Annotated in this window: 24 protein-coding genes; 5 read left to right on the forward strand and 19 right to left on the reverse strand. The window is 70.9% G+C overall.

Annotated elements, in window-relative coordinates; genetic code table 11:
• Positions 1-24 precede the first annotated feature (24 nt).
• From ACIBCU_RS21820 to ACIBCU_RS21855, 8 genes are all read right to left on the reverse strand, one after another.
• On the reverse strand, positions 25-513 hold the full coding sequence (locus ACIBCU_RS21820; protein WP_399233231.1) for a GNAT family N-acetyltransferase: 489 nt from the start codon (positions 511-513) through the stop codon (positions 25-27).
• 41 nt (positions 514-554) lie between these two features.
• Positions 555-1547 (reverse strand): DUF6397 family protein, encoded by a 993-nt coding sequence (locus tag ACIBCU_RS21825; protein WP_399233233.1) that lies wholly within the window; start codon positions 1545-1547, stop codon positions 555-557.
• 134 nt (positions 1548-1681) lie between these two features.
• Entirely contained in the window at positions 1682-2065 is a 384-nt protein-coding gene (locus tag ACIBCU_RS21830; protein ID WP_362940612.1) for a roadblock/LC7 domain-containing protein, read from the reverse strand.
• 181 nt (positions 2066-2246) lie between these two features.
• Entirely contained in the window at positions 2247-2882 is a 636-nt protein-coding gene (locus tag ACIBCU_RS21835) for an ATP/GTP-binding protein (protein WP_362940540.1), read from the reverse strand.
• Positions 2883-3054: 172 nt separating this feature from the next.
• A complete protein-coding gene (locus tag ACIBCU_RS21840) occupies positions 3055-3501 on the reverse strand; it encodes a DUF742 domain-containing protein (RefSeq protein WP_399233892.1) in 447 nt (148 codons plus the stop codon).
• 16 nt (positions 3502-3517) lie between these two features.
• Positions 3518-3955 (reverse strand): roadblock/LC7 domain-containing protein, encoded by a 438-nt coding sequence (locus tag ACIBCU_RS21845; protein ID WP_362940537.1) that lies wholly within the window; start codon positions 3953-3955, stop codon positions 3518-3520.
• On the reverse strand, positions 3952-6546 hold the full coding sequence (locus ACIBCU_RS21850; protein WP_399233236.1) for a nitrate- and nitrite sensing domain-containing protein: 2595 nt from the start codon (positions 6544-6546) through the stop codon (positions 3952-3954). The genes ACIBCU_RS21845 and ACIBCU_RS21850 overlap by 4 nt, the downstream gene beginning before the upstream one ends.
• 77 nt (positions 6547-6623) lie before the next feature.
• Positions 6624-7418 carry an MHYT domain-containing protein gene (locus ACIBCU_RS21855; RefSeq protein ID WP_399233238.1) on the reverse strand — a complete coding sequence of 265 codons (795 nt, stop codon included), beginning with the start codon at positions 7416-7418 and terminating at the stop codon, positions 6624-6626.
• A 161-nt stretch (positions 7419-7579) separates the two neighbouring features.
• Between ACIBCU_RS21855 and ACIBCU_RS21860 the strand changes: the two genes are divergently transcribed.
• Positions 7580-8179, forward strand: a complete 600-nt coding sequence (locus ACIBCU_RS21860) for a class I SAM-dependent methyltransferase (protein WP_399233240.1) — start codon at positions 7580-7582, stop codon at positions 8177-8179.
• Between the two features lie 60 nt (positions 8180-8239).
• On the opposite strand, the gene ACIBCU_RS21865 is transcribed toward ACIBCU_RS21860, so the two are convergent.
• The gene (locus ACIBCU_RS21865) at positions 8240-9145 is read right to left on the reverse strand and encodes an oxygenase MpaB family protein (protein ID WP_399233243.1); all 906 of its coding nucleotides are present in this window, start codon (positions 9143-9145) and stop codon (positions 8240-8242) included.
• A gap of 206 nt (positions 9146-9351) precedes the next feature.
• Between ACIBCU_RS21865 and ACIBCU_RS21870 the strand changes: the two genes are divergently transcribed.
• Complete coding sequence (locus tag ACIBCU_RS21870) at positions 9352-10269, forward strand: hypothetical protein (RefSeq protein WP_362940522.1); 918 nt, start codon at positions 9352-9354, stop codon at positions 10267-10269.
• Between the two features lie 53 nt (positions 10270-10322).
• Here the strand turns inward: ACIBCU_RS21870 and ACIBCU_RS21875 are convergent, their stop codons facing one another.
• From ACIBCU_RS21875 to ACIBCU_RS21885, 3 genes are all read right to left on the reverse strand, one after another.
• On the reverse strand, positions 10323-10865 hold the full coding sequence (locus tag ACIBCU_RS21875) for an MOSC domain-containing protein (protein ID WP_399233894.1): 543 nt from the start codon (positions 10863-10865) through the stop codon (positions 10323-10325).
• Positions 10862-11044: a hypothetical protein gene (locus ACIBCU_RS21880; protein WP_028442276.1), complete on the reverse strand. Its 183-nt coding sequence runs from the start codon at positions 11042-11044 to the stop codon at positions 10862-10864. The genes ACIBCU_RS21875 and ACIBCU_RS21880 overlap by 4 nt, the downstream gene beginning before the upstream one ends.
• A gap of 95 nt (positions 11045-11139) precedes the next feature.
• Positions 11140-12204: a fatty acid desaturase family protein gene (locus ACIBCU_RS21885; protein WP_399233246.1), complete on the reverse strand. Its 1065-nt coding sequence runs from the start codon at positions 12202-12204 to the stop codon at positions 11140-11142.
• 258 nt (positions 12205-12462) lie between these two features.
• Here ACIBCU_RS21885 and ACIBCU_RS21890 point away from each other — a divergent pair, with 258 nt between their 5' ends.
• The 3 genes from ACIBCU_RS21890 to ACIBCU_RS21900 all read left to right on the forward strand — a co-directional run bounded on the left by ACIBCU_RS21890 (position 12463) and on the right by ACIBCU_RS21900 (position 17327).
• Positions 12463-15342, forward strand: coding sequence for a DEAD/DEAH box helicase (locus tag ACIBCU_RS21890; protein WP_362930354.1), 2880 nt, complete (start codon positions 12463-12465; stop codon positions 15340-15342).
• Entirely contained in the window at positions 15339-16619 is a 1281-nt protein-coding gene (locus ACIBCU_RS21895) for an SWF or SNF family helicase (RefSeq protein WP_399233248.1), read from the forward strand. Before ACIBCU_RS21890 ends, ACIBCU_RS21895 begins: the two co-directional genes overlap by 4 nt.
• 126 nt (positions 16620-16745) lie before the next feature.
• Positions 16746-17327 carry an N-acetylmuramoyl-L-alanine amidase gene (locus ACIBCU_RS21900; RefSeq protein WP_362930350.1) on the forward strand — a complete coding sequence of 194 codons (582 nt, stop codon included), beginning with the start codon at positions 16746-16748 and terminating at the stop codon, positions 17325-17327.
• A gap of 72 nt (positions 17328-17399) precedes the next feature.
• On the opposite strand, the gene ACIBCU_RS21905 is transcribed toward ACIBCU_RS21900, so the two are convergent.
• The 7 genes from ACIBCU_RS21905 to ACIBCU_RS21935 form a co-directional block, all read right to left on the reverse strand.
• The gene (locus tag ACIBCU_RS21905) at positions 17400-19217 is read right to left on the reverse strand and encodes a serine/threonine-protein kinase (protein WP_399233250.1); all 1818 of its coding nucleotides are present in this window, start codon (positions 19215-19217) and stop codon (positions 17400-17402) included.
• A gap of 43 nt (positions 19218-19260) precedes the next feature.
• On the reverse strand, positions 19261-20940 hold the full coding sequence (locus ACIBCU_RS21910) for an MFS transporter (RefSeq protein WP_362930346.1): 1680 nt from the start codon (positions 20938-20940) through the stop codon (positions 19261-19263).
• Between the two features lie 183 nt (positions 20941-21123).
• A complete protein-coding gene (locus tag ACIBCU_RS21915; RefSeq protein WP_362930344.1) occupies positions 21124-21792 on the reverse strand; it encodes a lytic polysaccharide monooxygenase auxiliary activity family 9 protein in 669 nt (222 codons plus the stop codon).
• A gap of 112 nt (positions 21793-21904) precedes the next feature.
• Positions 21905-22060, reverse strand: coding sequence for a DUF6131 family protein (locus ACIBCU_RS21920; RefSeq protein ID WP_167359481.1), 156 nt, complete (start codon positions 22058-22060; stop codon positions 21905-21907).
• Positions 22061-22186: 126 nt separating this feature from the next.
• Positions 22187-22465, reverse strand: a complete 279-nt coding sequence (locus ACIBCU_RS21925; protein WP_104782631.1) for a gas vesicle protein K — start codon at positions 22463-22465, stop codon at positions 22187-22189.
• Positions 22462-22689, reverse strand: coding sequence for a gas vesicle protein (locus ACIBCU_RS21930; RefSeq protein ID WP_033302348.1), 228 nt, complete (start codon positions 22687-22689; stop codon positions 22462-22464). The genes ACIBCU_RS21925 and ACIBCU_RS21930 overlap by 4 nt, the downstream gene beginning before the upstream one ends.
• 2 nt (positions 22690-22691) lie before the next feature.
• Positions 22692-23510 carry a GvpL/GvpF family gas vesicle protein gene (locus ACIBCU_RS21935; protein WP_399233253.1) on the reverse strand — a complete coding sequence of 273 codons (819 nt, stop codon included), beginning with the start codon at positions 23508-23510 and terminating at the stop codon, positions 22692-22694.
• Positions 23511-23530 lie beyond the last annotated feature (20 nt).

Genomic DNA, 23530 nt, shown 5'->3' on the forward strand with positions numbered 1-23530 from the left:
TTCCGGCGCTCTGTGAGGGTGATTTCAGAGGGGCTTGTGCATGATGTGCAGTCCCACATAGCCCTGCGCGGGGTGGTTGAACCCCTCGGGCAGGGTCCCGATGACCTCGAACCCGAGCGAGCGGTACAGACGGACGGCGTGGATGTTCGTCTCCACCACGGCGTTGAACTGCATGGCGCGATACCCCGCCGTACGCGCCCAGTCCACTGTGTACTCACAGAGGGCCCTGCCCACGCCCTGGCCCGAGTGCTCGGGGGCCACCATGTAGCTGGCACTGGCGATGTGCGAGCCGTTGCCCATGTGGTTCCTGTTCATCTTGGCCGTGCCGAGGACGGTCCCGGCGTCGTCGACCGCGACAACCGTGCGGGCCGGCTCCGGGAGGAGCCACCAGTCCTGGGCCACGTCCTCACCGAGCTCCACGGGGTAGGTGAACGTCTCGCCCGCAGCGACGATGGCATGGAAGAACGGCCAGATGGCGGGCCAGTCCTTGTCGGTGGCTTCCCTGATCAGCATGGAGGCCAAGATGCCCCGGCGGACCACCCCGCGCAATCGCTTTATCGATCACCGCGCCCCGGCCGGCGCAGCCCCAGCCTGACGAGCAGCCCCCGCCCCTCGCCGGAACTCCCGCCAGGGCGGTGAGGAGCGTGGCCGCTCTGCCCGAATGCCGGTCCTGGGCCGTCCGGGGCCGGCCCTACGCTCACCGGCCGGTCCCGGGCCGGGCGGACCGGAGCAGGACGGATCGCGGGGTCGAACCCGGGTCGCGGCGCGGGGCGGACTTCACGCGCCTGTTCCAGCTCCAGCGTCAGATTCACCCGGCGCCAGAGGATCTCGTCCGGATCATCCGCCAGCATCAGCCTCGTCATGGCCTCCTTCCCGGACACGGAGCCCGGGCGCCCGAAGACGGAGTCCGGCTGCATACGCGCCAGGTAGGCCCGCTCGTAGGGGTCCTCGACCACCTCCGCGAGCTGGACGGGGTCCAGGGCGGAGGCCTGCAGGGCCGCGCGCGTCCACGGGTCACCCGCGCGGCTCAGCAGGCGGTCGATCCTGCGTGAACGCCAGTTGCGCGCACGCCAGTCGGTGCCGCCCTCCAGCATGGTCCGCATCCCCACCGGGTTCTTCCCGCCGATCAGATCGGGCTCTCTCGCGGCGAAGGCGAGAAGCTCGTCCACCAGATAGAGCCAGACCACCGCGCGGTAGCGGTTCAGATAGAACGCGACCGGTGAGATGCACCCGATGCGGGCCAGGCCGGTGAAGCGCACGGGCCTGACTCCGAGGAGCGTGGCGCCTTCCGCCGTGCCCGCCGTACGCACCTGGTCCCGGAGCGATCCGGGAAACCCCGGCAGCCCGCGCAGCCGGTCGATCTCCTGCTGACGGATCCGGGGCCTCGCCCCGGCCGTCGTCGGCTCCGTAAGGATCAGTCCCAGATGGACGGCGAGATCGAATTCGCCGCGTTTCAAGGTCAGTTCCTGAGCCGCGCGTCCGGCGGACAGGCAGCCGGGTACCGCCGCGTCGGCGATGGGCGTGCGGGTGGCTTCCGTAACGGTCATGGCCGTCCTCCCCCGTGAGGTCGAATACTCTCTGTGACCACGGTAGCCCGGGGAGGAATCACCCGCAGAGCCTGTGGATAACTCCCGGAAATCCACAGGAAACCAGGTCAGAGGTTGTCCAGCCGTTCGGAGCCCTACCGCGCCGTCACGCCGAGGTGCTCGCCCACCCGATTGACCAACAGGGTCATCTCATAGGCGACCTGGCCGACATCGGCCTCGGCGGCGGTCAGTACGCACAGGCAGCTGCCGTCCCCGGCCGCCGTCACGAACAGCAGCGCCTCGTCGAACTCCACCATGGTCTGGCGTGCTCTTCCCGCACCGAAGTGACGCCCCGATCCTCGGGCCAGGCTCTGCAGCCCGGACGAAACCGCCGCGAGGTGCTCCGCGTCCTCCCGGGCCAGGCTTGTGCTGGCCCCGGTCACCAGCCCGTCGTTCGACAGCACCAGCGCGTGCTTGATGTGCTCCACCCGGCTGGTGAGATCGTCAAGAAGCCAGTCAAGTCCCCGGTCCAGCGCCATGTGCTCGTCCTCCCCGTTCATCCGTTCCCCCGCCTACCGCGCAAGCCTTGCGTACGGCTCCCCTGCGGGCAAGCGCCTCCCCGCCGCGGGGGCGCTGCTTCGCGCCACCGTCCGCCAGGCCCCGGGGAGGGGCGCACGGACCTCGGCCTGGGCTACGGATGATATTGCCGGGGCGCCCGTCTCAGGCCGGGCCGGCGGCCTGGCCGACCGAGTCCAGCAGCCGCGCGGTATGCATCCGCCCCGCGTACTCGACCATGCGGATCAGAACTTCCTTTCCCGAGGCACGGTCACGCGCGTCGCACAGGACGACGGGGATGCCCCGGTCCAGATCCAGTGCGCGCGAGACGTCGTCCTCGGCGTAGGTCCTCGCACCCGTGAAGCAGTTGACCGCGACGACGAAGGGAATGCGGCGGTGCTCGAAGTAGTCGACGGCGGGGAAGCAGTCCTCGAGTCGCCGGGTGTCGGCCAGGACGACGGCTCCGAGCGCCCCCTGCGACAGTTCGTCCCAAAGGAACCAGAAGCGGTCCTGACCCGGCGTGCCGAACAGGTAGAGCGACAGTCCGGAGCGGATGGTGATCCGTCCGAAGTCCATGGCGACCGTGGTGGTGGTCTTCTGATCCACCCCACCGGTGTCGTCGACGGACTGTCCGGCCTCGCTGAGGAGTTCTTCGGTCCGCAACGGCCGGATTTCGCTCACCGCGCCGACGAGGGTCGTCTTGCCGACTCCGAAGCCGCCTGCGACCAATATCTTCAGGGCGAGTGCCGTGGAGTCCCCGGCCTCTTCCTGGTCTGTGCTGTCCACATGCTCGGAGGACATCGATCACTTCTCTCGCGAGTGCCGTCAGTAGGGCGACAGCATGACAATCAGAGGCAGTCGCCGAAGACAGAGAACGGATTTTGACTTATGTGTCCGGACCGGTTCGTTCAATGCCCGGATGAGGTCGCTATCCGTCCTGAGTAGGTGGTGCGCACGACAACTACAGGAGCCCTCAGAGCGCCCGCAGGCCGTCGATCACCTCGCGCAGGATGCGCTCGTCGGGGAGTTGGGCGGGCGGGACGGGCCTGCTGACCCGGACACAACCGGCTTCGAGCAGATCTCCGAGAAGCACCCGCACCACTCCTACGGGCAGATCGGCGTCGGCGGACAGTTCCGCGACGGACTGGACCTCGTCGTGGCACAGGCCGAGCAAAGCCCGGTGCTCGGGGCCCAGCAGCGCCTCGTCCTGACGGCCGCCTGCTCCGTCGTCGGCCGCCACGAGTGCGATCAGGTCGAACCGGACCCCGCTGGGCCCCGGCTGTGTCCGGCCGCCGGTGACGGCGTAGGGGCGGACCAGCGGGCCCGCCTCGGCGTCGTACCACTGACTTCCCGGCGGTACGGAGCCATTGCCCGGGGGCACTCCGCCCGTGCTTCCAGGCGGCACCCCGCCCTCGCTCATCCGCATGCGCCCGTCCTCAGCCCGTCGCCGGTGGCCCGGCGAGCCTCACCGGGGTGGCGAGGTGTTCGCCCACCCGCTTCACCAGCCGCGCCATCTCGTACGCCACGAGGCCGATGTCCGCGAACGCCGTGCTCAGGACGGTGAGGCAGGAGCCGTCCCCGGCGGCGGCGACGAACAGGAAGCCGTCGTCCATCTCGACCATCGTCTGGCGTACGCCCCCGGCGCCGAAGTGCCGTCCCGTGCCCTTGGCCAGGCTGTTGAAGCCCGAGGCCACGGCTGCGAGGTGTTCCGCGTCCTCACGGCTCAGCGCCAGGGAGGCGCCGACGGCCAGGCCGTCGTTGCTCAGGACGACGGCGTGCCGGATCTCGGCGACCCGCGCGACCAGATCGTCCAGCAGCCAGTCGAGTTCGCCGGAACCGCGGGGCGCCCGTCCGGGCCTCTCGTTCACCATCATGTCTGCTCTCCTTCGGTGTGCCGGCGGAACGGGGATACGGGTGCGGAGCGGCCCGAGGAGTTGCTCCCCGGCGCCCTGCCGCCCCCGCGGGCCCATCCGTCCCGGTAGGCGGTCATGCGGTCACGGGCCTGTTCGGGCGTGCGTCCCACCGTGGGCCCTCCGTCGGGGTTCGGCTCGCCCTCCTCCGGCTTCGGCTGCTCACGCAGTTGGGGTACGAGGCTGGCCTGGCGGACGCGCCGGGGCAGCTCGCCGTCCTCCTCGGTGGAGCGAGGGCGCCGGTGCAGGGTGGTCACCGGGGCCGGTCCGGGCCGCGGCCCGGGCCCGGCAGCCGCTGCCGCACCCCGCTCGAGGGCGGGCACGGCGGCCGGTACCGGGAAGGCGGTGGGGCGGGGCCGGGCGGCGGGGTGCGGGGCGAGCCGCCCGGGCCCGGGGCCGTCGTCGTCCCTGGCCACCGTCGTCGTCCGGGTCGCGGCCTCTGCCGAGCCGGCCGGCGAGCCCTCCGGAAGCGCGCTCTGGAGCAGCGCGGTCGGCAGCAGGACCACGGCGGTCGTGCCCCCGTACGGGGATGTGCGCAGCTGGACCCTGACGCGGTGACGGGCGGAGAGCCTGCTCACCACGAAGAGGCCGAGCCGGTCACTGTCGAAGAGGTCGAGCGCCTCGGACTGTTCGATGCGGCGGTTGGCCTCGTCGAGCAGTTCCTTGCCCATGCCGAGCCCGCGGTCCTCGATCTCCAGGGCGTAACCGTTGCCCACGGGTTCCCCGCTGATCCGCACCTTGGTGTGCGGTGGCGAGAACTGGGCCGCGTTCTCCACGAGTTCGGCCAGCAGATGGGTCAGGTCGGCCACCGCCGCGCCCTTCACGCCGGCGTCGGGCAGCGCCCGCACCTCCACGCGCGCGTAGTCCTCGATCTCCGAGACCGCCGCGCGTACGACGTTGGTCAGCGGTATGGGCATCCGCCAGGCGCGCCCCGGGGCGGCGCCGGAGAGGATGATCAGGCTTTCGGCGTGCCGTCGCATGCGGGTGGTGAGGTGGTCGAGGCGGAACAGGTCACCGAGTTCGCCCGGGTCGTCGGCACGGCGCTCCATCCCGTCGAGGAGTGTGAGCTGGCGGTGGACGAGGACCTGGCTGCGGCGTGCCAGGTTGACGAAGACCCCGGAGATGCCACTGGCGAGTTCGGCACGTTCGACCGCGGCGTCGAGGGCCGCACGGTGCACGGTGTCCAGGGCTTCCCCGACCTGGCCGATCTCGTCGTGGGACGTCCGTCCGGGCGGCGCCTCGGCCCGTACGTCGATCTCCTCACCGGCACGCAGGCGCCGCATGGCGTGGGGAAGCTTGTGCCGGGCGATCTCCAGCGCACCGTCCCGGAGGCCGACGAGTTCGACGACGAGCCCGCGGCCGATCCGCACGGAGATCACCAACGAGGCGGCGACGGCGAGGAATCCGAGCAGGACGGCTGCCCCCGCCGGGCTGAACAGCGCATGTGCGAAGGGGCCCGCGCGGTCGGACGCACGGTCGTCGGCCGGCGTCCCGATGGCGCGCAGCTCCGTGCGTACCGTCGCCACGTCCCGCTCCCAGGCGTCGGGCACCGCCTCTGCCGCGCGGCGGCCGGGGGGTGCGGCCAGCACGGTGTCCTCGGCCGCCGTGAGCCGCCGGTAGGCGGTGCGGTCGGTGAGGGCACGCCAGGCCTCCCGTCCGGCGGCCGGCAGATCGGCTCCGGCGGACCCGGCCAGAGCCCGGCGGGTCGCCACGGCGCCGGTGAACAGGCGCAGTTGTTCCCCGTCGAATCTGCCGGTCGGCAGGGCCGACGCCAGCAGGGCCTCCTCGCGGGCCAGCATCTCCCCGCTCCGCTCCAGTTCGAGGAGAACACGGGCCTCCGATCCGGTTCCTGCGTCCTGTGTGCCGGTCAGGGCCCCGGAGACGTCGAAGGCCGCGGCGATGGTCTCCGTGTACCGCGTGTACGCGGTCCGCGTCTCGTCGTCGGTGGCCTCGGACGTGCCGGAATCCCCCTCGGGCGGGTCCAGGATCCCGGTGCGCAGGGTCCGCAGTCGCTGCGCCCGGTCCAGGAACGTGCTCAGCCGGCCGGCGGCTCCTGCGGAGAGGATGCCGGCGTCGGCGACGGTGTACGCGTCGCCCAGGCGCAGGGCGTCAAGTGCCGTGTCCGTGCGTTCGCCCCGCTGCCGCAGGGCCCCGGCGTGCCCGGCGCCGGGGGCGACGAGCTGGCGCAGCGCCGCCGTGCGTTCGCTCTGCAGCGCCCCGACGGCCGCGGCGACCGGGGCCCGTACCGTGTTGTCCACGCGCTGGACCTCACGCAGGCGTGCCACGTCCTGCGCCGTGGTGACGGTGGCGAGTCCCCAGAGGGCGAGCAGAGAGACGACGGGCACCATCAGGAGTGAAATGATCTTTGCCCGTACGGTCCGGGGGTGCAGGGACCCGCGTCCCGGTTCGGGCCCGGCGGGGGAAGGCCGCTCCGCCTCGGGCACGGGACGTTCGTACGCGGGCGGTCCGGCGTGTGCGCGCCGTCCGCGCGGCGGTGTCACGGGCCTGCCGGTGTGCGCGCCGGGGTCCGGGGTCGTCGTACGGGGTGTGCGCATGGCCTCCTCGTTCCGGGTGGGGAGCTCTGTGCCCCGAATCGCTGTGTACGGCAGGTGAGCTGCGGGTGCGGCGACCGTCAGGTGGCGGCGGCCTCGGCGGGCCGTTCTGCGGAGGCGTCCTCGGCCGCGGTCGACGCCTCGGCCGTGTGGTTCCGGGCGGGCGGGGAGAGGGCGACGAACGCCGAGGTCAGGAAGAGGTACGAACCGAGGCCGACGGCGAGCGGGAAGATGAACTGCATCACCGTGGCTCCGGGGAGTTCGGATCCCGACGGTGAGACCCGCACGCCGACGGCCAGCATTCCCGTGTAGTGCATGCTGCTCACCGCCGCGCCCATGACGAGCGACGCGAGGGCCACGGCCCCGGGTGACCTGATGTGGAGTGCGGCCCACAGGGCGGCGGTGGCGGCGACGACGGCGATGACGACGGAGACCGTCACCAGCAGGGGGTCGTAGGCGACGGTGCCGTGGAGGCGCAGAGCGGCCATGCCCAGGTAGTGCATGCTGGCGACGCCGAGGCCCGTCGTGAGGCCGCCGACGAAGAGGGCCCGGGTGCGGTCGCGGCCGTAGCCGACGGTGAAGACTCCCGCCCCGACCACCAGCACGGCGACCAGCAGGCTGAGGAGGGTGAGCGGCACGTCGTAGCGGATGTCGGTGCCGGTGACGCCGAATCCGAGCATGGCGACGAAGTGCATCGTCCAGATGCCGGTGCCGAGGGCGGACGCGGCCGTGACGAGCCAGTTGCGGCGTGAACGGCCACTGGTGCCGAGCGCGCGCACGGTACAGCGGAGTCCGAGTGCGGCGCCGATCGCTGCCATCGCGTACGACAGCACGGGGGTAAGCCAGCCGAAGGTGGCGTGGTCCAGGTGTCCCATGGATCCGGGACGTTAGCCCGCACCGGGGCGCACACCAGGGGCGCATTTCGAAAGGTGCTGGGATATGACAGAGAGATGTTCCCGAACGATCAGGCAACGTTCGAACATGTGCACCGCTTCGTGCCGTTCCGCTCGGGTGCGGGCTGCGCGATCATGTCCGTATGGCCGATGACCGGACACAGGTGCAGGACTTCTTCTCCGCGCGGGCGGCGGACTGGGACAGCCGTTTCCCCGATGACGGTCCGGCCTTCGCCGTCGCCGTCGGGGAGCTCGGTCTGCGTCCCGGCGGCGCCGTGCTCGACGCGGGGTGCGGTACGGGGCGCGCGCTGGCGGCGCTGCGTACCGCCGTCGGACCCGGTGGGACGGTTCTCGGGGCCGACCTGACGCCCGCGATGCTGGATGCGGCCCGGCGGGCAGGGAGGGCGGCGAGCGGCACCCTGCTGCGGGCCGATGCCGCGCGGCTTCCGCTGCGCGCCGGGTCCCTCGACGCCGTCTTCGCCGCCGGGCTGATCTCGCATCTCCCGCACCCCGGACAAGGGCTCTCGGAGCTGGCGCGGGTGGTGCGGCCGGGTGGCCGGCTCGCGCTGTTCCACCCCATAGGCCGTGCCGCGCTGGCCGCTCGGCACGGCCGGGTCGTTTCGGACGACGACCGCAGGGCGGAGCCCCGCCTTACGCCCCTGCTGGCGGACGCGGGCTGGCGGCTGGACGCCTACACCGACGAGGACAGCCGATTCCTGGCACTGGCCGTTAGGACCGGCTGAGCGGTCGCCGTCGGGCCCCCGGGCGCTGGGGCCCCTCCGTCCCGTCTGCCACCCTCCCGGTCACTCGGCCGGTGCGTCCGAGGGCCGCCCGTGCGGCACGGGGCAGCCGCGCACACCCGGTGTGGGGAACGTGCCGAGCCCGGCCACCTCGTAGCCGTCCGGGTAACCCTTGATCTCCGGGTTCTGGCGGGCGTAATGCGGGGTCGAACGCGGCGGCATGAGCCGTACGGCGCGGGCCCTCAGGCGCAGGGCCCCGCGGGTCAGCCCCCGGGCGAGGGGGCCCGGGCGCTCGTACCGGAACGCCCGGAGCAGCGAATCGTCCAGGAGAGCCAGGCTGGCTCTGCGGACCACGGGAGCGAGCGGGCGCGGGTACCAGGAGCCCATCAGGGCCAGGGTGGCGTCGGAGACCGCGCGTGCGCCCTCGTCCCAGCCGAAGTGCTCCTCCTCGTACGAGTCCAGGGCGCGCTCGAAGTCCTCGTACGTCTGCGGCACCTCCTGGATGCCCATCCGGGCGCCGAGCGTGCGGTAGTACGCGGCGAAGGCCCGCAGTTCGTGGCCGGACAGCCTGCGCCAGCCGTACGTGTCGAGCCAGCGTTTGGGGGTGACGACGAAGGTGCACAGCACGTAACGCATGTCGTCGTTGCTGATGTCGTAGCTGCGGTGCATCCGGTTGATCCGCCGGACGGCCGTACGGCCCTCCTCGCTGTCGAAACCGTGCTCGACGACGGCGTCGAGAAGAAGTGCGGTGTCGTCGTACCTCTTCTGTGAACGTTCCGTCAGTTCACCCGTCTCGGCGAGCAGTCGGCCGATGCTGGGGACGGCGTACGTGCGGTACAGGGCGAGTTCGAGAGCGCGGGTGATGTCCCAGGGGAACTCGTACGACACGGTGAGCCGGTAGATCTCGAGGAAGTCCCGCTCCGGGTCCAGCCGCTGGATCTCCTTCAGACGTTCGAACCGCTTCACCATGCTGTCCCCCTCGTCGGCCGGAGCCACAACCCTACGTGTGCCGGGCAGCCGGCACCACGGCACGAGGGGCGCTGCGGCGTGCCCCGGTGGCCGGTGGCGCGCTCCGGGTACGTGGCCGTTATCGCTTGTCAGGGCCTCGACGACAGGGTTACCGAGTAGTTAAGGTGCGCCGACGGACCGAGCGATCAGGGATGAGGGTGGGTGCTGTGGCTGCGACGGACGACACGGTCGCCGACGACGACGCGCTGTTTGTGCTGACCGCGGTGCTGCTGACGCCCGCCCAGTTCCCCAGCGTGCTCGGCGACGACTACGTGGCCGCGTGCGCCGCGCTCGGTCTGGAGCCGTATGCCGAGGGGTACGGCCTCGTGCTCGGCCAGGACAGCGGCGGTGCCCGGTGGACGGTGGTCATCGAGGACGTCTCACTGGTGGCCGTCGCCATCGCCTCGTGGGACTGCGGGATGGAGTACGACCTCTCCCCCGACGACCGCTCGGTGGTCTGCGCGCTCCCGGGGTGGCCGCTCGCACTGTCGGTCGCCGCGCCCGGCGTCCCCGAGCCGCATGACCCGCTGCCCGGCCCGGACGATGAGGGCCCGGCGCCGCTGACGCCGCCGGACACCGAGGTCTGGGGGGCTCCGCAGCGGCGCCTCGGCGCGGACGAGATAGCCCTGCAGTGGGCCGCGTGGCGCGAGCAGATCGACGACGAGACCGCGTTCGTCCGGCCCGAGGAACCCGGGCCGGACGGCGAGGCTCCGGACGGCCAGGCTCCGGCGGGAGAAGCTCCGGGCACCGAGGCTCCTGACGGGGAAGCTCCGGCCGGGGAAGCGAGGGCCACGGCGGAGCCCGCCGCGTCCGGTCAGCACCCCGGCGTACGCAAGGCGCTCGAAGCGGCCCGGGCGTATCTCGAATCTCCGCCCCCGCCCGGCCGGATCCGCTCCGCGTTCGCCCCTGGCGGGGCCCGGACACTGCGGGCCGACGGCCCCGGCTGGTCCCTGGTGGCCAGGACCGACGACATCGCGTTCATCCTGCTGGACGAGGAGCCGGGCGAGATCATGCCGGTCGGCCGCGGCCCGGAGCTGCCGGGCCTGCTGAAGTCGCTCGACGAACTGGCCGTCCGGCCGTCCTGACGCGTGGCGCGCACACGAGCCGCGCGAGGCTCGCCGGGCACGACCCGTGTGTACTACACGCGCTCCAGTGGACGGTGCGGCCCGACGGGCAGCTCCGCCTCGACGGCGTCGCCGGGCCGCACGACTCCGCCCGCCGTGACGACGCCCATGATTCCGGCCTTGCGGACGACGGCGCCGTCGTCCGCGCGGCCGACGACCTGCTTGAGCAGTCCGTTCTGGAAGTTGTCGATCTGCAGGCAGGGATTCCGCAGGCCGGTCACCTCTACCACGGCTTCGCCGCCGAGGTGGAGCAGCGTGCCCACGGGGAGCGAGAGGAGATCGATTCCGCTGGTGGTGATGTTCTCCCCGAGGCCGCCCGGGCCGACCTCGAATCCCGCGTCCCTGAGCTCGTCGAAGAGCTCCTGGTGGATGAGATGCACCTGACGCAGATTGGGCTGCGTCGGGTCCTGGGCGACCCGCGAGCGGTGTTTCACCGTGACACCGGCGTGGACGTCCCCCTCCACACCGAGACCGGCGAGGAGCGTGACGCTTTCCCTGTTCGGCTTGGTGAAGGAGTACTCGCCGTTGCTGCTGACCGCGATGACCGTGCTGCTCAGCGCCCTATCTCCTTACGGCTGATCCTGCGGAGCCTGCGCCTCTGCGACGGGTCGAGCATCAGGTACCCGACCGTGGGTACGCCGATGAGGACCAGCAGCGACCACCAGAATCCGATGAACGGAATCAGGACGACTGCTGCGACAACTCCCCCGATGGCGATCTTTGCACCGTTCGACATGATCGTGCCTCCTCCGCGGCCGGGGCCGCTCCTGGTGAGAGAACGCCTGCGAGCGTCCGTCGGTTCCGGCTTCGCGGCACGAGCAGCGCGACGGTCTACCGGAGCGGCTCGCCGACCTCGTGCATGTGCTCCAGGGCCTGCCGGTAGGACTCGATGATGCCGGTCTCCGCGTACGGCATCCCGATCGAGGCACAGTGCGCCTTCACCAGCGGCTGGGCGAGCCGGAGGTGGGGGCGGGGCATGCTCGGGAAGAGGTGGTGCTCGATCTGGTAGTTGAGGCCGCCGAGGAACCAGTCCGTGAGCACGGCACCCTTCACGTTCCGCGAGGTGAGGACCTGGCGCTGCAGGTGCCCCCAGCGGTCACCGTCGGGGTCCGGCATCTCCATGCCCTTGTGGTTCGGAGCGAAGGCCATGCCCAGGTGGAGACCGAACAGACCGTGGTGCACGAGGGCGAAGACGACGGCCTTGCCCGGAGACATGACGGTCAGGAGCAGCGTGGCGTACAGCGCGAGGTGACCGGTCAGCAGAAGGCCGGACAGTACGCGCTCACGGGCGGGCTGCCGCCGCAGGAACTGGAAGCCGTAGATCTTGAGCGCGATGCCTTCGAGGAGCAGCATCGGGAAGAAGAGCCGCGCCTGGTTGCGGGTGAGCCAGCGGGCGAAACCCTCGCGCTGAGCGGCCTGCTTCTGGGTCCACACCAGGGCGCCCACCCCGACGTCGGGGTCCTTGTCTATGTGGTTGGGGTTGGCGTGGTGGCGTACGTGCTTGTCGTTCCACCAGGCCTCGTTCATTCCGAGGAGCAGATTGGCGTGGACGAGACCGACGATCCGGCCGGCCTTGCGGTCGCCGGTTATCTGGGCATGGCCCGCGTCGTGCCCGAAGAACGCCGTGCGGGTCCACAGGACGGCCAGCGGCAGGGCGAGGAACAGGTTCCACCAGGTGTCACCGAGGAGCACCATGCTGGTGATCACGGCTCCGAGAGCGACCATGTTGGCGGCGATCCCCGCCGCGTACCAGCCCGTGCGCCGTTCCAGGAGCCCCTGCCCCTTGACGGTCTTCAGGAGCGGTGCGAAATCACTTCCGGTGGCCGGCGGGACCGCCGGGCCCTCCGATCCGTCGCCGATGTGTTGCGCAACGGTGGCTGCTACCGCCTGGGGCATGACGTCTCCGGTTTCTGGGCATCTGCGCTGACCTCGTCAAACGTACGGAGAGCGGGCCTGCGGCAGCCATGGCGCCATCACCCCGGTCATACGGGGGAAAGCCCCCTGTCCGGTGGTGTCGCGGGCTGCACCCCAGGCTTCAGAAGGCAGAAATGAGTGAGGTGGATCACTGTGCATTTCTCCCGGAACGGGCCGTGGGTGGAGTACCCTCGGCGAACCCCGGGCTCACTAGTCAAATTTGAGGAATCTGACATCGCTGTGCACAGGCTCCCTGCGGCAACGCTCAACGAGATCTCTGAACTGTCCCGCTGCTCCGCAGTCTTCCTCCCCGCGGATCCGGCCCGTACCGGCCTGATCGCGTTCTGGAATGCGGACGGTAGCACCCCTCCCGGTGAAGCAGGGAGTCCGGCGGAGCTGACGGTCGTCGGAGGCGACGTCCGCCCTTGTGCGGTCCCGGCGTTGCTGTTGCCTGTGCGCGACGCGCTGCCGGTCCTGACACGGGCGCGGGCGGACTCCCGTTCGTCCCCTTCCGCGGCGTTCTGGGGCGCTGCCGGCGTCCTCGCGCTCCAACTCGTCGCGCGTGGACTGCTGCTGCCCGGACTGAGCCCCACCGACCGCGATGCCTGGCGGGCCGGTCCGCTGACGGCGGACGATCTGGAGCGGATCCGGGTGCTGGCGGCTTCCATGCCGCCCGATGCTCATGCGGTGCCGATCGATCCCGCGGCCGAGCCCGTGATGCTCGCCGAACCGGAGTCATTGCTGCGGTCGTTCCTCGACGCGGTGGTGGACGGGCTCCCGCGCACCCCGGCGGCCGGATTGGCCACGGGCACACCGGCGTTCGCCTCGCCGGAGGCGCAGCATCTGCCAGGGCTCCGGACGTGGGCCGCCGACGTCGCGGCCGGTCACGATGCGGGCGTGCGGCTCTCCCTCCGTGTCGAGGTCTCGGGACTGGGCTCTGCGGTCGACGCAGAGGGCGTGGAGGACGCCGGCCGCGCCCCCTCGTTCCGTGCGGTCCTGCAGATTCACAGCGTCCAGGACCCCGCCCACGTCGCCGACGCGGCGGACGTGTGGGCCGACCGCTCCCCCGCCGCCTCGCTGTTCGGTCCGCGCGCCCGCATGGACGCCCTGCTCGCCCTGCGGCGCGCCGCCCGGGCCTGGCCCCCGCTGGCGCCCCTTCTGTCGGCGGCGGTTCCGGACGCGGTCGAGCCTGCCGACGAGGAGATCGCCGAACTGCTGGGCCCGGCGGCCAGGGCGCTCGCCTCGACGGGCGTCCAGGTGCACTGGCCCAGAGAGCTGTCGAGGAAGCTCACCGCGCGAGCGGTGATCGGCCCGCAGGACGACGGCGCGCCGACCGCGCGGACGGGAGGGGACACTCCGTCCTTCCTGTCTGCCGACGCACTGCTGGCGTTCGACTGGCGGTTCACGCTGGGCGGCAGGAACCTGAGCCGCGCGGAGCTCGACCAGCTCGCGGAGGCGGGCAGACCACTGGTCAGACTGCGTGACCAGTGGGTGTTGATCGATCCGGAGGACGCCCGCCGGGCCCGCGGGACCCAGGACCGCAAGGTCACCCCCATCGACGCGCTGGGGGCCGTGCTGACCGGAACCACCGACGTCGACGGGCACCGGGTGGAAGTGGCGGCGACGGGCTGGCTCGAGCAGCTGCGCGAGAGGATCGCCGACCCCGAGTCGGAGGACCGCCGGGCTGTCGGGCAGCCGGACGCGCTCGACGCCAGTCTGCGCGACTACCAGCTGCGTGGCCTCGACTGGCTGCACACCATGACTTCACTTGGTCTCGGTTGCTGCCTCGCCGACGACATGGGACTCGGCAAGACGATCACACTGATCGCCCTGCATCTGCACCGGCAGGGCATCGAATCCGCTGCCGGGCCCACGCTCGTGGTGTGCCCCACCTCCCTGATGGGCAACTGGCAGCGGGAGATAGAGAAATTCGCCCCGGGGACACCGGTACGCCGCTTCCACGGCGGGTCGCGTTCGCTGGAAGGCCTGGTGGACGGCGAGTTCGTCCTCACCACCTACGGCACCATGCGTCTCGACGCCGCGCGCCTGGCCCAGACGTCCTGGGGCATCGTCGTCGCCGACGAGGCACAGCACGTCAAGAACCCGCACTCCGCGACGGCGAGGCAGCTGCGCGCCGTCGGTGGGCGGGCCCGTGTCGCCCTCACCGGTACGCCGGTGGAGAACAACCTCTCCGAGTTGTGGGCGATCCTCGACTGGACGACCCCCGGGCTGCTCGGGCGGCTCGGCACCTTCCGCACCCGCTACGCGAGCGCGGTGGAGGGAGGCAACGACCCCGCCGCGGCCGAGCGGCTCGCCTCTCTGGTCCGCCCGTTCCTCCTGCGGCGCCGCAAGTCCGACCCCGGAATCGCTCCGGAGCTTCCGCCGAAGACGGAGACCGACCGCGCCGTGTCGCTCACGGTGGAGCAGGCCGGCCTGTACGAGGCGGTGGTACGCGAGACGCTCGAGGAGATCTCCGGCGCGGACGGCTTCGCCCGGCGCGGGCTGGTCATGAAGCTGCTGACGGCGCTCAAACAGATCTGCAACCACCCGGCGCAGTACCTCAAGGAGGAACAGCCGCGGATCGTGGACCGTTCGGGGAAGGTCGAGCTGCTGGACGAGCTGCTCGACACGATCCTGGCCGAGGGCGCCGGGGTGCTGGTGTTCACCCAGTACGTACAGATGGCCCGGCTCCTGGAACAGCATCTGGCTGCGCGCGGGGTCCCCACCCAGTTCCTGCACGGTGGCACGCCGGTCGCCGAGCGGGAGGCCATGGTGAACCGGTTCCAGGCAGGCGAGGTACCGGTCTTCCTGCTGTCGCTCAAAGCGGCGGGTACGGGGCTCAACCTCACCCGGGCCGCTCACGTCGTGCACTTCGACCGCTGGTGGAATCCGGCCGTGGAGGCGCAGGCCACCGACCGCGCGTACCGGATCGGGCAGACCCAGCCGGTGCAGGTGCACCGGCTGATCGCCGAGGGCACCGTCGAGGACCGGATCGCCGCCATGCTGGCCCGGAAGCAAGGGCTCGCGGACGCGGTACTCGGCAGCGGCGAGGCCGCGTTGACGGAACTGAGCGATGCGGAGCTGGCCGGGCTGGTCGAGCTGCGAGGGGGCGCACGATGAACGAGGGTTACGAGCCGGAGCGCACATTTGCCGCACTGCCGCCCGCACAGGGCCGGGGATTCGCCTCTTCCTGGTGGGGGCAGGCGTGGCTGAAGGCCTTGGAGGACACCGCACTCGACGGTCAGCAGCTCAAGAAGGGGCGGCGGCTGGCCCGGGAGGGCAGGGTCGGCGCGGTCTCCGTCCGGCCCGGCCGGATCACAGCGGTCGTGCAGGACCGCGACTCGACGGCGTACCGCAGTGACGTGCTGCTCCAGGGGCTGACCGAGGAGGAGTGGGACAGGTTCCTGGACATGGCGTCCGAGCGGTCGGGGCACATCGCCGCCCTGCTCGACCGCGAGATGCCGCCGCACCTGGTGGAGGACGCGGCCGCCGCCGGCCTCGAACTGCTGCCGGGCATCGGCGACCTGGAGCCGGAGTGCAGCTGCGAGGCCTGGGACCACTGTCCGCATACGGGTGCCCTGTGTTACCAGGTGGCACGGCTGCTCGACCAGGACCCCTTCGTGCTCCTGCTGTTGCGGGGGCGCGACGAGCGGCGGCTGCTCGACGAGTTGCAGGTGCGCAGCGCCGCGCGTGCCGTCCGCGGGACGCGTGACGAGTCGTCGGCCGGGATTCCGGCGGCGCGCGGGGTGCGGGCCGACGAGGCGTACGCGGCGCGGGACATCCTGCCGCCGCTGCCCCCTCCCCCGCCCCTGCCGGCGGAGCCGGGCGTGCCGCCCTCGCTGGACACGGAGACGGATCCGGCCGGGGGCGTCGACCCTTCGGCTCTGGAGTTCCTGGCGGCGGACAGCGCCGTACGGGCCTTCGCGATGCTCGCGGAGGCGCTCGCGGTCGGGCACGGACAGCAGCCCCTGACAGCCGTGCTGACGCCGGAGCAGGACGCCGTGCGGCTGGCTGCCGACGGCCGGCCCGACGCCCGTCTCGCGGCCCGTCTCGGTGCGGCGGCCGAACGCGGACCGGCCGGTCTCGACGTAGCGGTGCGGGCCTGGAGGTACGGCGGGACGGCCGCGCTGGCGGTGTGCGACGGGAAGTGGCTGCCCGGCCCCGACGAACTCGCACGCGCCCGGGCGCAGCTCGCCTCCGCGTGGGAGGAGGGCGACGGCCCGCAGCTCCGTGCCGCCGACAACCGCTGGACGGTGGTCGGTTCCGGTGCCCAGCTGCGGTACGGGCCCGACGGGCGATGGTGGCCGTACGTCAAGGAGCGCGGCCGGTGGGTCCCGGCAGGCCCGGCGGAGGACGATCCCGCGGCAGCTCTGGCCGGGGTGCAGTCCGGCTCCTGAGGGCCGGGGCGCGCGGGTCGCCGGTGCACCCCGGCACGTACGGTCCTCTCCGGGGCGGAACCGTACGGGTGGGGCGGGGCGTGTTGTGCCGTAGACCGGACGCACGTCCATCGCACAGGAGCACCGATGCAACGCAGACGGATTCTTCAGAGCGCCGCGGTGACGGCCACCGCGGCGCTCCTTCCGGCCTCGGCCCGTGCCGTGGCCGCGCCGACGGCGGACACGGACCACCCCGGTGCCCAGTGGGCTCCGGCGTCCACGTCCAACTACACAGTGGCGAACCGTCCTTCGGAGTACTCCGTCGACCGCGTCATCATCCATGTCGCCCAGCAGACGTTCACCGAGACGATCGGCATCTTCCGGAACCCGGCCAGCAAGGTGTCCGCCCATTACGTGGTGCGCTCGGGGGACGGGCTCGTGGCCCAGTGCGTGCGGGAGCGGGACGTCGCCTGGCACGCGGGGAACTGGGACTACAACACGCCCGGTATCGGCATCGAGCACGAGGGCTGGGTCGACCAGCCGTCGTACTTCACCCACCCGATGTACGAGCGGTCGGCGAGGCTCACGGCGGACATCTGCGACCGTTACGGCCTGCCCAAGGACCGCGCGCACATCATCGGTCATCACGAGGTGCCCGGCAGCGACCACACGGATCCCGGGGTCCACTGGGACTGGGTGCGCTACATCCGTCTCGTGAATCTGGCTTGACACCCGCCTCGGCGGAAGGCGGGCGGTGGGGCCGGGAACGCCCCACCGTCCGCCGTCAGTCGGCACGGTCCGTCAGACGGCAGCGTTGCGCCAGACCGTCAGGTCCAGAGTCATGTACTTGCTCGGTGAGTCCTCTACCGAGAAGCCCTGCACCGTCACGAGACCGATGTGGCCGCTGCCCGTGAACACGCAGACCTGACGGCCCTTCGACAGCTTCTCGGTGTCGATGTTCTCGGTGAACCTGGTGTCCGCCCGGCAGGCCTCGAGCGAACCCTCCTGGGACGGGTCGAGCAGCACCAGCTTGCCGTCGGTGCTCTCCGCGTCGAGGTATCCGCCTGTGTCGTAGGAGAGTTCGTACCCGGCGTCCTCGCCTTCCTGGGGCCGTACGTCCTCGTCCGCGAGGGTCAGGTGGTAGCCGGCAGTGAGGTTGATGCCGTTGTACTCGGCGGGCTCGGGGGCGGGCTTCTCCTCCGCGTCGTCGTCCGAGGTGTCCGCGGGCTTCGCGTCCGGGTCCGGCGTCCCGCTCGCCGTCCCCTTCTGCCCGCCCTGGGGCGAACTCCCGCCCTGTGTCTGCTTCTCGTCGTCCTTGCCCAGCAGGTACGCCGTGCCACCGCCCGCGATACCGAAGACCAGTGCGGCCGCGAGAGCGATGAACAGAGCGCGTCTGCCCGTGCTCTTCTTCGGCGCGGCGGCCTGGTTCACGCGGGCGGGCATGGGACGCCCGGGCCCGGGATACGACTGCGGATGCGAAGGCGAGGGATGCTGGGTGGGTGCGTAGGCACGGCCCTGCGCACCGGTCGGCTGCGTGGGATGTTGCGGCTGGTGGTGCGGGTAGGGCTGCGGCGGCCCGAACCCCGGGGGCGGTGTGGCGGGGGCCTGCGCGACCGGTGCCGGGGAGGCGGGCGCGGTGGGTGAGTACGCCGCACCCGGGGCGGTGGCCGGGGGCGGCGGGGTCTGGACAGGAGCGGGAGCGGCCGCGCGTACGGTGATGTCGGCGGCCACCGGCGCGGGAAGCCAGTCCTCGGGACGGCGCAGGACCGTCTCCGCGTTCGCGGTCCGGCACAGTTCGATGATCTCGGCGATCGACGGCCTGCCCGCGGGGTCCTTCGTGAGACAACGGGTGACGAGCTCCGTGAGCCGCTCAGGAACCCCGGTGAGGTCCGGTTCCTCGTGCACGATCCGGTAGAGCACTCCGTGCGAGGTCCCCTCGCCGAAGGCCGGGATGCCCGTCGCCGCGTACGCCGCCACCTGCCCGAGGGCGAAGATGTCGGTGGCCGGGGTCACCTTGCGGCCGGCGGCCTGTTCGGGCGCCATGAACGACGGCGTGCCGATGGTCACCCCGCTGCCGGTGAGCGACGTCGCGTCGGCCGCGTAGGCGATGCCGAAGTCGATGACCCGGGGCCCGTCGGCGGCGAGCAGCACGTTGGAGGGTTTCAGGTCGCGGTGGACGATGCCCGCGCCGTGGATGACATGGAGGGCCTCCGCCATGCCCGCGATCAGCAGGAGCACCGCCTGTACGGGCAGTGCTCCGTGCGCGGCGACCGCGTCGGCGAGGGAGGGGCCGGGCACGTACGCGGTCGCCAGCCAGGGCTGCGTGCCCTCGGTGTCGGCGTCGATGACTGGCGCCGTGAACAGACCCTGCACCCGCTGCGCGGACTGCACTTCCTGGGCGAAGCGGCGCCGGAACTCCGCGTCCTCGCCGAATTCGGGCCGGATCACCTTGATCGCTACGGGGCGCCCGCCAGGTGTGTACGACAGGTAGACCTTGCCCATCCCGCCTGCGCCGAGCTTGGCCGCGATCCGGTATCCGGCGATCGTCGCCGGGTCGTCCCCAGCCAGTGGCTGAAAGATCTGGGAGCCGTTGCCCCGGTCCTGCTGCTGACCACTCATCTACTTGTATCTCCCCCGAAGGACACTGATGGCGAACGGCACCCTATCCAAGTGGAGGGGAACCTTCGCCTCCGTCTCGTTTTCGTGTCGGAACTCCGGCGTCGCGCGGATCGCCGGCGCGGCCCGAATCCGGGTCCCCTGCGCCCGCGACTGCCTCCGGAGCGTTCTGCTCGGCCGTCGGTGGGCCCATGGCCCCTCCGCCCCGCAGGCGTTCCAGGTCGGAGGCCCGGACCTGGATGACCAGCAGAGCCACCAGCGCCGCGACGACGGAGAAGACGGCGGCGGCGATGAACGCGCTGGAGACGCCGGAAGCCAGTACCTGGTCACCCCACGGTGCGGGGAGCTCACCGGTCCTGCGGAACTCCAGCTGCTGCGCGGGGGTCGCTTCGGAGAGGAAGCGCGGTATCTGATCCGTCGCCTCGTTGCGGCTGGCCGTACCGAACACCGTGACCAGGATGGACAGCCCCAGCGAACCGCCGACCTGCTGGGTGGCGTTGAGGACTCCGGACGCGGCCCCCGCTTCTCGCGGCGCCACACCCGAGACCGCCATCAGGGTCAGCGACACGAACTGCATGCCCATACCGAATCCGAAGACCAGGATGGGTCCGAGGATGCTGCCCAGGTAGGTGCTGTGGACATCGGTCTGCGTGAGCCAGCCGAGCCCCACCGCGGCCAGGACCGCACCCGTCACCATGAACGGCTTGGGGCCCCATCGTGGCAGCAGCCGCGAGGCGAGACCCGCGCTGATCGCGATGATCGCGCTCACTGGGAGGAAGGCCAGCCCGGCGCGCAGCGGGCTGAAGTCGAGGATGTTCTGCACGAAGAGGGTCAGGAAGAAGAACATGCCGAACATCGCCGCGGCCAGGCACAGCATCATCCCGTAGGCGCCGGAGCGGTTGCGGTCGCTGAACATGCGCAGGGGTGTGATGGGCTGCCTCGACCGGCGCTCGACGGCCAGGAAGACCAGGAGGAACACCACGGCGGCGCCGAAGGAGGCGAGGGTCAGCCTGTCGCTCCAGCCGTCCTCGGAGGCCCGGATGAAGCCGTAGACAAGCAGCACCATGCCAACGGTGGAGGTCAGTGCCCCGAGGAGATCGAAGTGGCCGGGGTGCCGCTCGGACTCCTTGATGTGGCGAGGCGTTCCGAGGGCGATCAGCAGGCCGATGGGTATGTTGACGAAGAGCACCCAGCGCCAGTCGAGCCACTCGACCAGCAGACCGCCGGCGAGCAGGCCGATCGCGCTTCCGCCCGCCGACACCGCGGCGAACACACCGAACGCCCGGTTCCGCTCGGGTCCTTCGCGGAAGGTCGTGGTGATGAGGGAGAGCGCGGTCGGTGAGGCGATCGCGCCGCCGACGCCCTGTAGGGCGCGCGCCGCGAGCAGTTGCCAGGAATCCTGCGAGAGTCCGCCCAGCAGCGAGGCCACCACGAAGAGCAGCACACCGAAGATGAATACTCTGCGGCGCCCGAGGATGTCACCCAGCCGTCCACCGAGCAGAAGCAGCCCGCCGAAGGTCAGGGTGTAGGCGTTGATCACCCACGACAGGCTCTCGGTCGAGAACCCGAGGGAGGACTGGATGTGCGGCAGAGCGATGTTCACGATGGTGACGTCGAGGACCACCATCAGCTGGCACGAGGCGATGACGAGCAGGGCGATCCCCTTGCCGTGGCCCCGCTCCGGGGATCCGGCAACAGGCGGAGACTTCGCTTGCGATCCGGTCATAGCACTAGTCGCCAAACAAGTCAGGGGAGAACGGAAACGTTCACTCATCGACGTTAGGTCGGCCCCGAGCGCACCGCCAATCGATCACCTGACAGACGCACACACGCCCGGGTGCACGATCGTTCGATGACCCCGCCGGTCAGGAACGGCCGACGGGGTCCAGGTCGGGAGCACGGCGCAGGGTCAGGTGAAGTTCACGTCACTGCAGAGGAAGTACGTCTGGTCCATGTGCGACGCCTGCCAGATCGTGTAGACCACATGACGGCCGCTGAGACCTGAGGTACTCACGGGGATCTCGTAGTTCTGGCTGGGGGCGTAGCTGCCCGTCTCCGCGACCAGCTGCAGGTCACCCCAGGTCAGCGCCTCCGTGGCGGGGTCGAATCCCTGCCGGGTGACATACACCTGGAAGTAGTCGGCGCCGTGACTGGCCTGGTCGTACAGCTTCACGGTGAAGTCACCGGTGATGTCGGTGGTCTTCCACGCGCCCACGGTGTCGAGGGAGTTGTACCGTCCGCTCTCCGTCCGGCCACCACTGCACAGCTGACCGTCGGACACGGCGGCCGGGAAGTTGCCGCCGGATCCGTTGCGGTACAGCCCGTTCCAGTTCCACATGGCGTTCGGGTCGGCCTGCCACGCCTGCCAGCACATGGGGTCTTCCTGCTCCATGGCCGGGTTCTGGAAGTCATCGCCCCAGCGGAGCCAGCAGCCGTAGTTGCGGGAGGCCGGGTCGACGACGGAGCCGTGGGCGTCCGCGGTGCCTGTCCACGGGAGGAGACAGAGGAGAGCGGCGACGAATACGCCGCCCAAGCGCAGTACCCAGCCGCCTAAGTTGACGCGATCATGACAGATCATGGTGCGATCTCCATTTCGAGGGGAGGTGGGGGGGATCCACCGGCGTGGGAGCGCTCCCGCGCCACTTGGGCTTTGCCCCGCCACTCTCACCTCAAACACGGGCGAGGCGACATCACCAGTAATGCCGGCGACCTCCGACCGCGTGCCCGACAGCACCCAGGAGCCACAGGGCGAGCCCGATCACGAGCAGGATGATCCCGATGGTCCACAGCACGCCGAGACCCGTCACCAGGCCGAGAATCAGAAGGATGGCTCCGATGATGATCATGGCTACCTCCGGAACGAACACCCCGTGCGGATATTGTGGACATATATGAGCATATGCCTTTGCCGTCACCACGCCCAGACCCGAGCTCATTCAGTTGCTTCTGTGAACATCCGGGTTTCGCCTGCGTCAGTCGCGGGGCAGAAGGGTGCCCAGCGGACCCAGATCCAGGTTGAGGTCCTCGGGACGCACCCCGTGCTGTTCGCAGAGCTCAGCCATCCGCTGGTCGAGCAGCATGAGCGTGGTGCCGATCTCGTCCACCTGGCTGTCGGTGAGGTCCCCTTGATCGATACGGCGGATGGCCTGCCGCTCCATCAGCTGCCGCAGCAGTTCCACCACTGTCAGCACCAGGGCGACGAGATCGCGCCCCAACTGGTCCGAGTCGACGTCGAGTCGTGAAGTGGTCACAGCGGGCCTCCGTCCGCCCAGGGAGCCGGGACGCGTTCGTTGACGGACGAGAGCAGGGCGTGGAGCGACAGCCGCACGAGCGGAACGTCCGCGATCGCGATCACCAGGTCTCCGCTGATCACCACCCCCGTCGCCAGGACCCTGTCCAGCAGATCGACGAGCGGCACCCCGATGGGTCCGCTCAGTGGCTCGGGGTTGTCCCAGGGCACCACCTCGCGCTCCATCTCTACACCTCACCGACGAAGGAGTACGGCACCCAGGGCCCGGAGATGTCGATCCCGGCCCCGGTCGCGTCCCTCAGTGCCCGGGTGAGCTCCTGGAGTTCGGCCCCGCGGTGCTCCGCCACGAGGTAGGTGGCGTTGAGCACCTGGACGCGCCCCTTTCCCACGAGTTCGGGAGCGTGCAGCCGCAGACGGCGCCCCGCGGCGGCAAGGTTCCCGAACGCCGCGTCCACCGTTTCGGCGAGCCGGAGGGCGTCCTCATGTCGCTGCTCGCGCCGCACCTGCACTCCTCGCTTGCGTTCGAGATAGGCCAGACCGGCTCCGGGGGCGGGGCGGGAACGCCCGGCCGGTGTCTCCGGCCGGAGCGGAGCGGGGCCCGGGTCGGGCACCGGGGAATCGGCCGCGTAGACCTTCACTCCCCATTCGGAGTGGCCCGCCGTGCGCTCCAGAGCGGTGCTGAAGCGGACGGACTCGTCGAGGAGGGCCTGCCGGGCCCGGTCCTCCCCGTGATAGAGGGTGGCGAGCGGGACAGGGACGGTGGGGCACGACGCGGCGGCTGCCGACACCACGTCGTGGTGCGCGCGCGCGTATCGTTCCAGCTCGTCCCGGTCCGACATACGGACCTGCCACACCTCGTCCGTGAAATCGGCCGCTTGGACGGACTGGACGATCGCGGTCAGCTCACCGAACCGCAAGAGGCGCAGCGGTTGGCCGGCCGCGACACCCGGCAGGTCCGCGAACACCGCCGGATCCGGTGCGTCGCACACCGCGAATACATAGAGGGCGCTTCTGTCCGAAGGCTGTCCGGGTCCCCGCTCCGTCATGTGGTTCGATTCTCCCTGCT

The organism is Streptomyces sp. NPDC051064 (genome assembly GCF_044455985.1).
Lineage (GTDB): Bacteria > Actinomycetota > Actinomycetes > Streptomycetales > Streptomycetaceae > Streptomyces.

What these genes read in the sequence shown, in the direction of transcription:
- ACIBCU_RS21820 (WP_399233231.1), bottom strand. Translation starts at nt 513, where the DNA reads ATGCTGATCAGGGAAGCCACCGACAAGGACTGGCCCGCCATCTGGCCG.
- ACIBCU_RS21825 (WP_399233233.1), bottom strand. Translation starts at nt 1,547, where the DNA reads ATGACCGTTACGGAAGCCACCCGCACGCCCATCGCCGACGCGGCGGTA.
- ACIBCU_RS21830 (WP_362940612.1), bottom strand. Translation starts at nt 2,065, where the DNA reads ATGGCGCTGGACCGGGGACTTGACTGGCTTCTTGACGATCTCACCAGC.
- ACIBCU_RS21835 (WP_362940540.1), bottom strand. Translation starts at nt 2,882, where the DNA reads ATGTCCTCCGAGCATGTGGACAGCACAGACCAGGAAGAGGCCGGGGAC.
- ACIBCU_RS21840 (WP_399233892.1), bottom strand. Translation starts at nt 3,501, where the DNA reads ATGAGCGAGGGCGGGGTGCCGCCTGGAAGCACGGGCGGAGTGCCCCCG.
- ACIBCU_RS21845 (WP_362940537.1), bottom strand. Translation starts at nt 3,955, where the DNA reads ATGATGGTGAACGAGAGGCCCGGACGGGCGCCCCGCGGTTCCGGCGAA.
- ACIBCU_RS21850 (WP_399233236.1), bottom strand. Translation starts at nt 6,546, where the DNA reads ATGCGCACACCCCGTACGACGACCCCGGACCCCGGCGCGCACACCGGC.
- ACIBCU_RS21855 (WP_399233238.1), bottom strand. Translation starts at nt 7,418, where the DNA reads ATGGGACACCTGGACCACGCCACCTTCGGCTGGCTTACCCCCGTGCTG.
- ACIBCU_RS21860 (WP_399233240.1), top strand. Translation starts at nt 7,580, where the DNA reads ATGGCCGATGACCGGACACAGGTGCAGGACTTCTTCTCCGCGCGGGCG.
- ACIBCU_RS21865 (WP_399233243.1), bottom strand. Translation starts at nt 9,145, where the DNA reads ATGGTGAAGCGGTTCGAACGTCTGAAGGAGATCCAGCGGCTGGACCCG.
- ACIBCU_RS21880 (WP_028442276.1), bottom strand. Translation starts at nt 11,044, where the DNA reads ATGTCGAACGGTGCAAAGATCGCCATCGGGGGAGTTGTCGCAGCAGTC.
- ACIBCU_RS21885 (WP_399233246.1), bottom strand. Translation starts at nt 12,204, where the DNA reads ATGCCCCAGGCGGTAGCAGCCACCGTTGCGCAACACATCGGCGACGGA.
- ACIBCU_RS21895 (WP_399233248.1), top strand. Translation starts at nt 15,339, where the DNA reads ATGAACGAGGGTTACGAGCCGGAGCGCACATTTGCCGCACTGCCGCCC.
- ACIBCU_RS21900 (WP_362930350.1), top strand. Translation starts at nt 16,746, where the DNA reads ATGCAACGCAGACGGATTCTTCAGAGCGCCGCGGTGACGGCCACCGCG.
- ACIBCU_RS21905 (WP_399233250.1), bottom strand. Translation starts at nt 19,217, where the DNA reads ATGAGTGGTCAGCAGCAGGACCGGGGCAACGGCTCCCAGATCTTTCAG.
- ACIBCU_RS21910 (WP_362930346.1), bottom strand. Translation starts at nt 20,940, where the DNA reads ATGACCGGATCGCAAGCGAAGTCTCCGCCTGTTGCCGGATCCCCGGAG.
- ACIBCU_RS21915 (WP_362930344.1), bottom strand. Translation starts at nt 21,792, where the DNA reads ATGATCTGTCATGATCGCGTCAACTTAGGCGGCTGGGTACTGCGCTTG.
- ACIBCU_RS21920 (WP_167359481.1), bottom strand. Translation starts at nt 22,060, where the DNA reads ATGATCATCATCGGAGCCATCCTTCTGATTCTCGGCCTGGTGACGGGT.
- ACIBCU_RS21930 (WP_033302348.1), bottom strand. Translation starts at nt 22,689, where the DNA reads ATGGAGCGCGAGGTGGTGCCCTGGGACAACCCCGAGCCACTGAGCGGA.
- ACIBCU_RS21935 (WP_399233253.1), bottom strand. Translation starts at nt 23,510, where the DNA reads ATGACGGAGCGGGGACCCGGACAGCCTTCGGACAGAAGCGCCCTCTAT.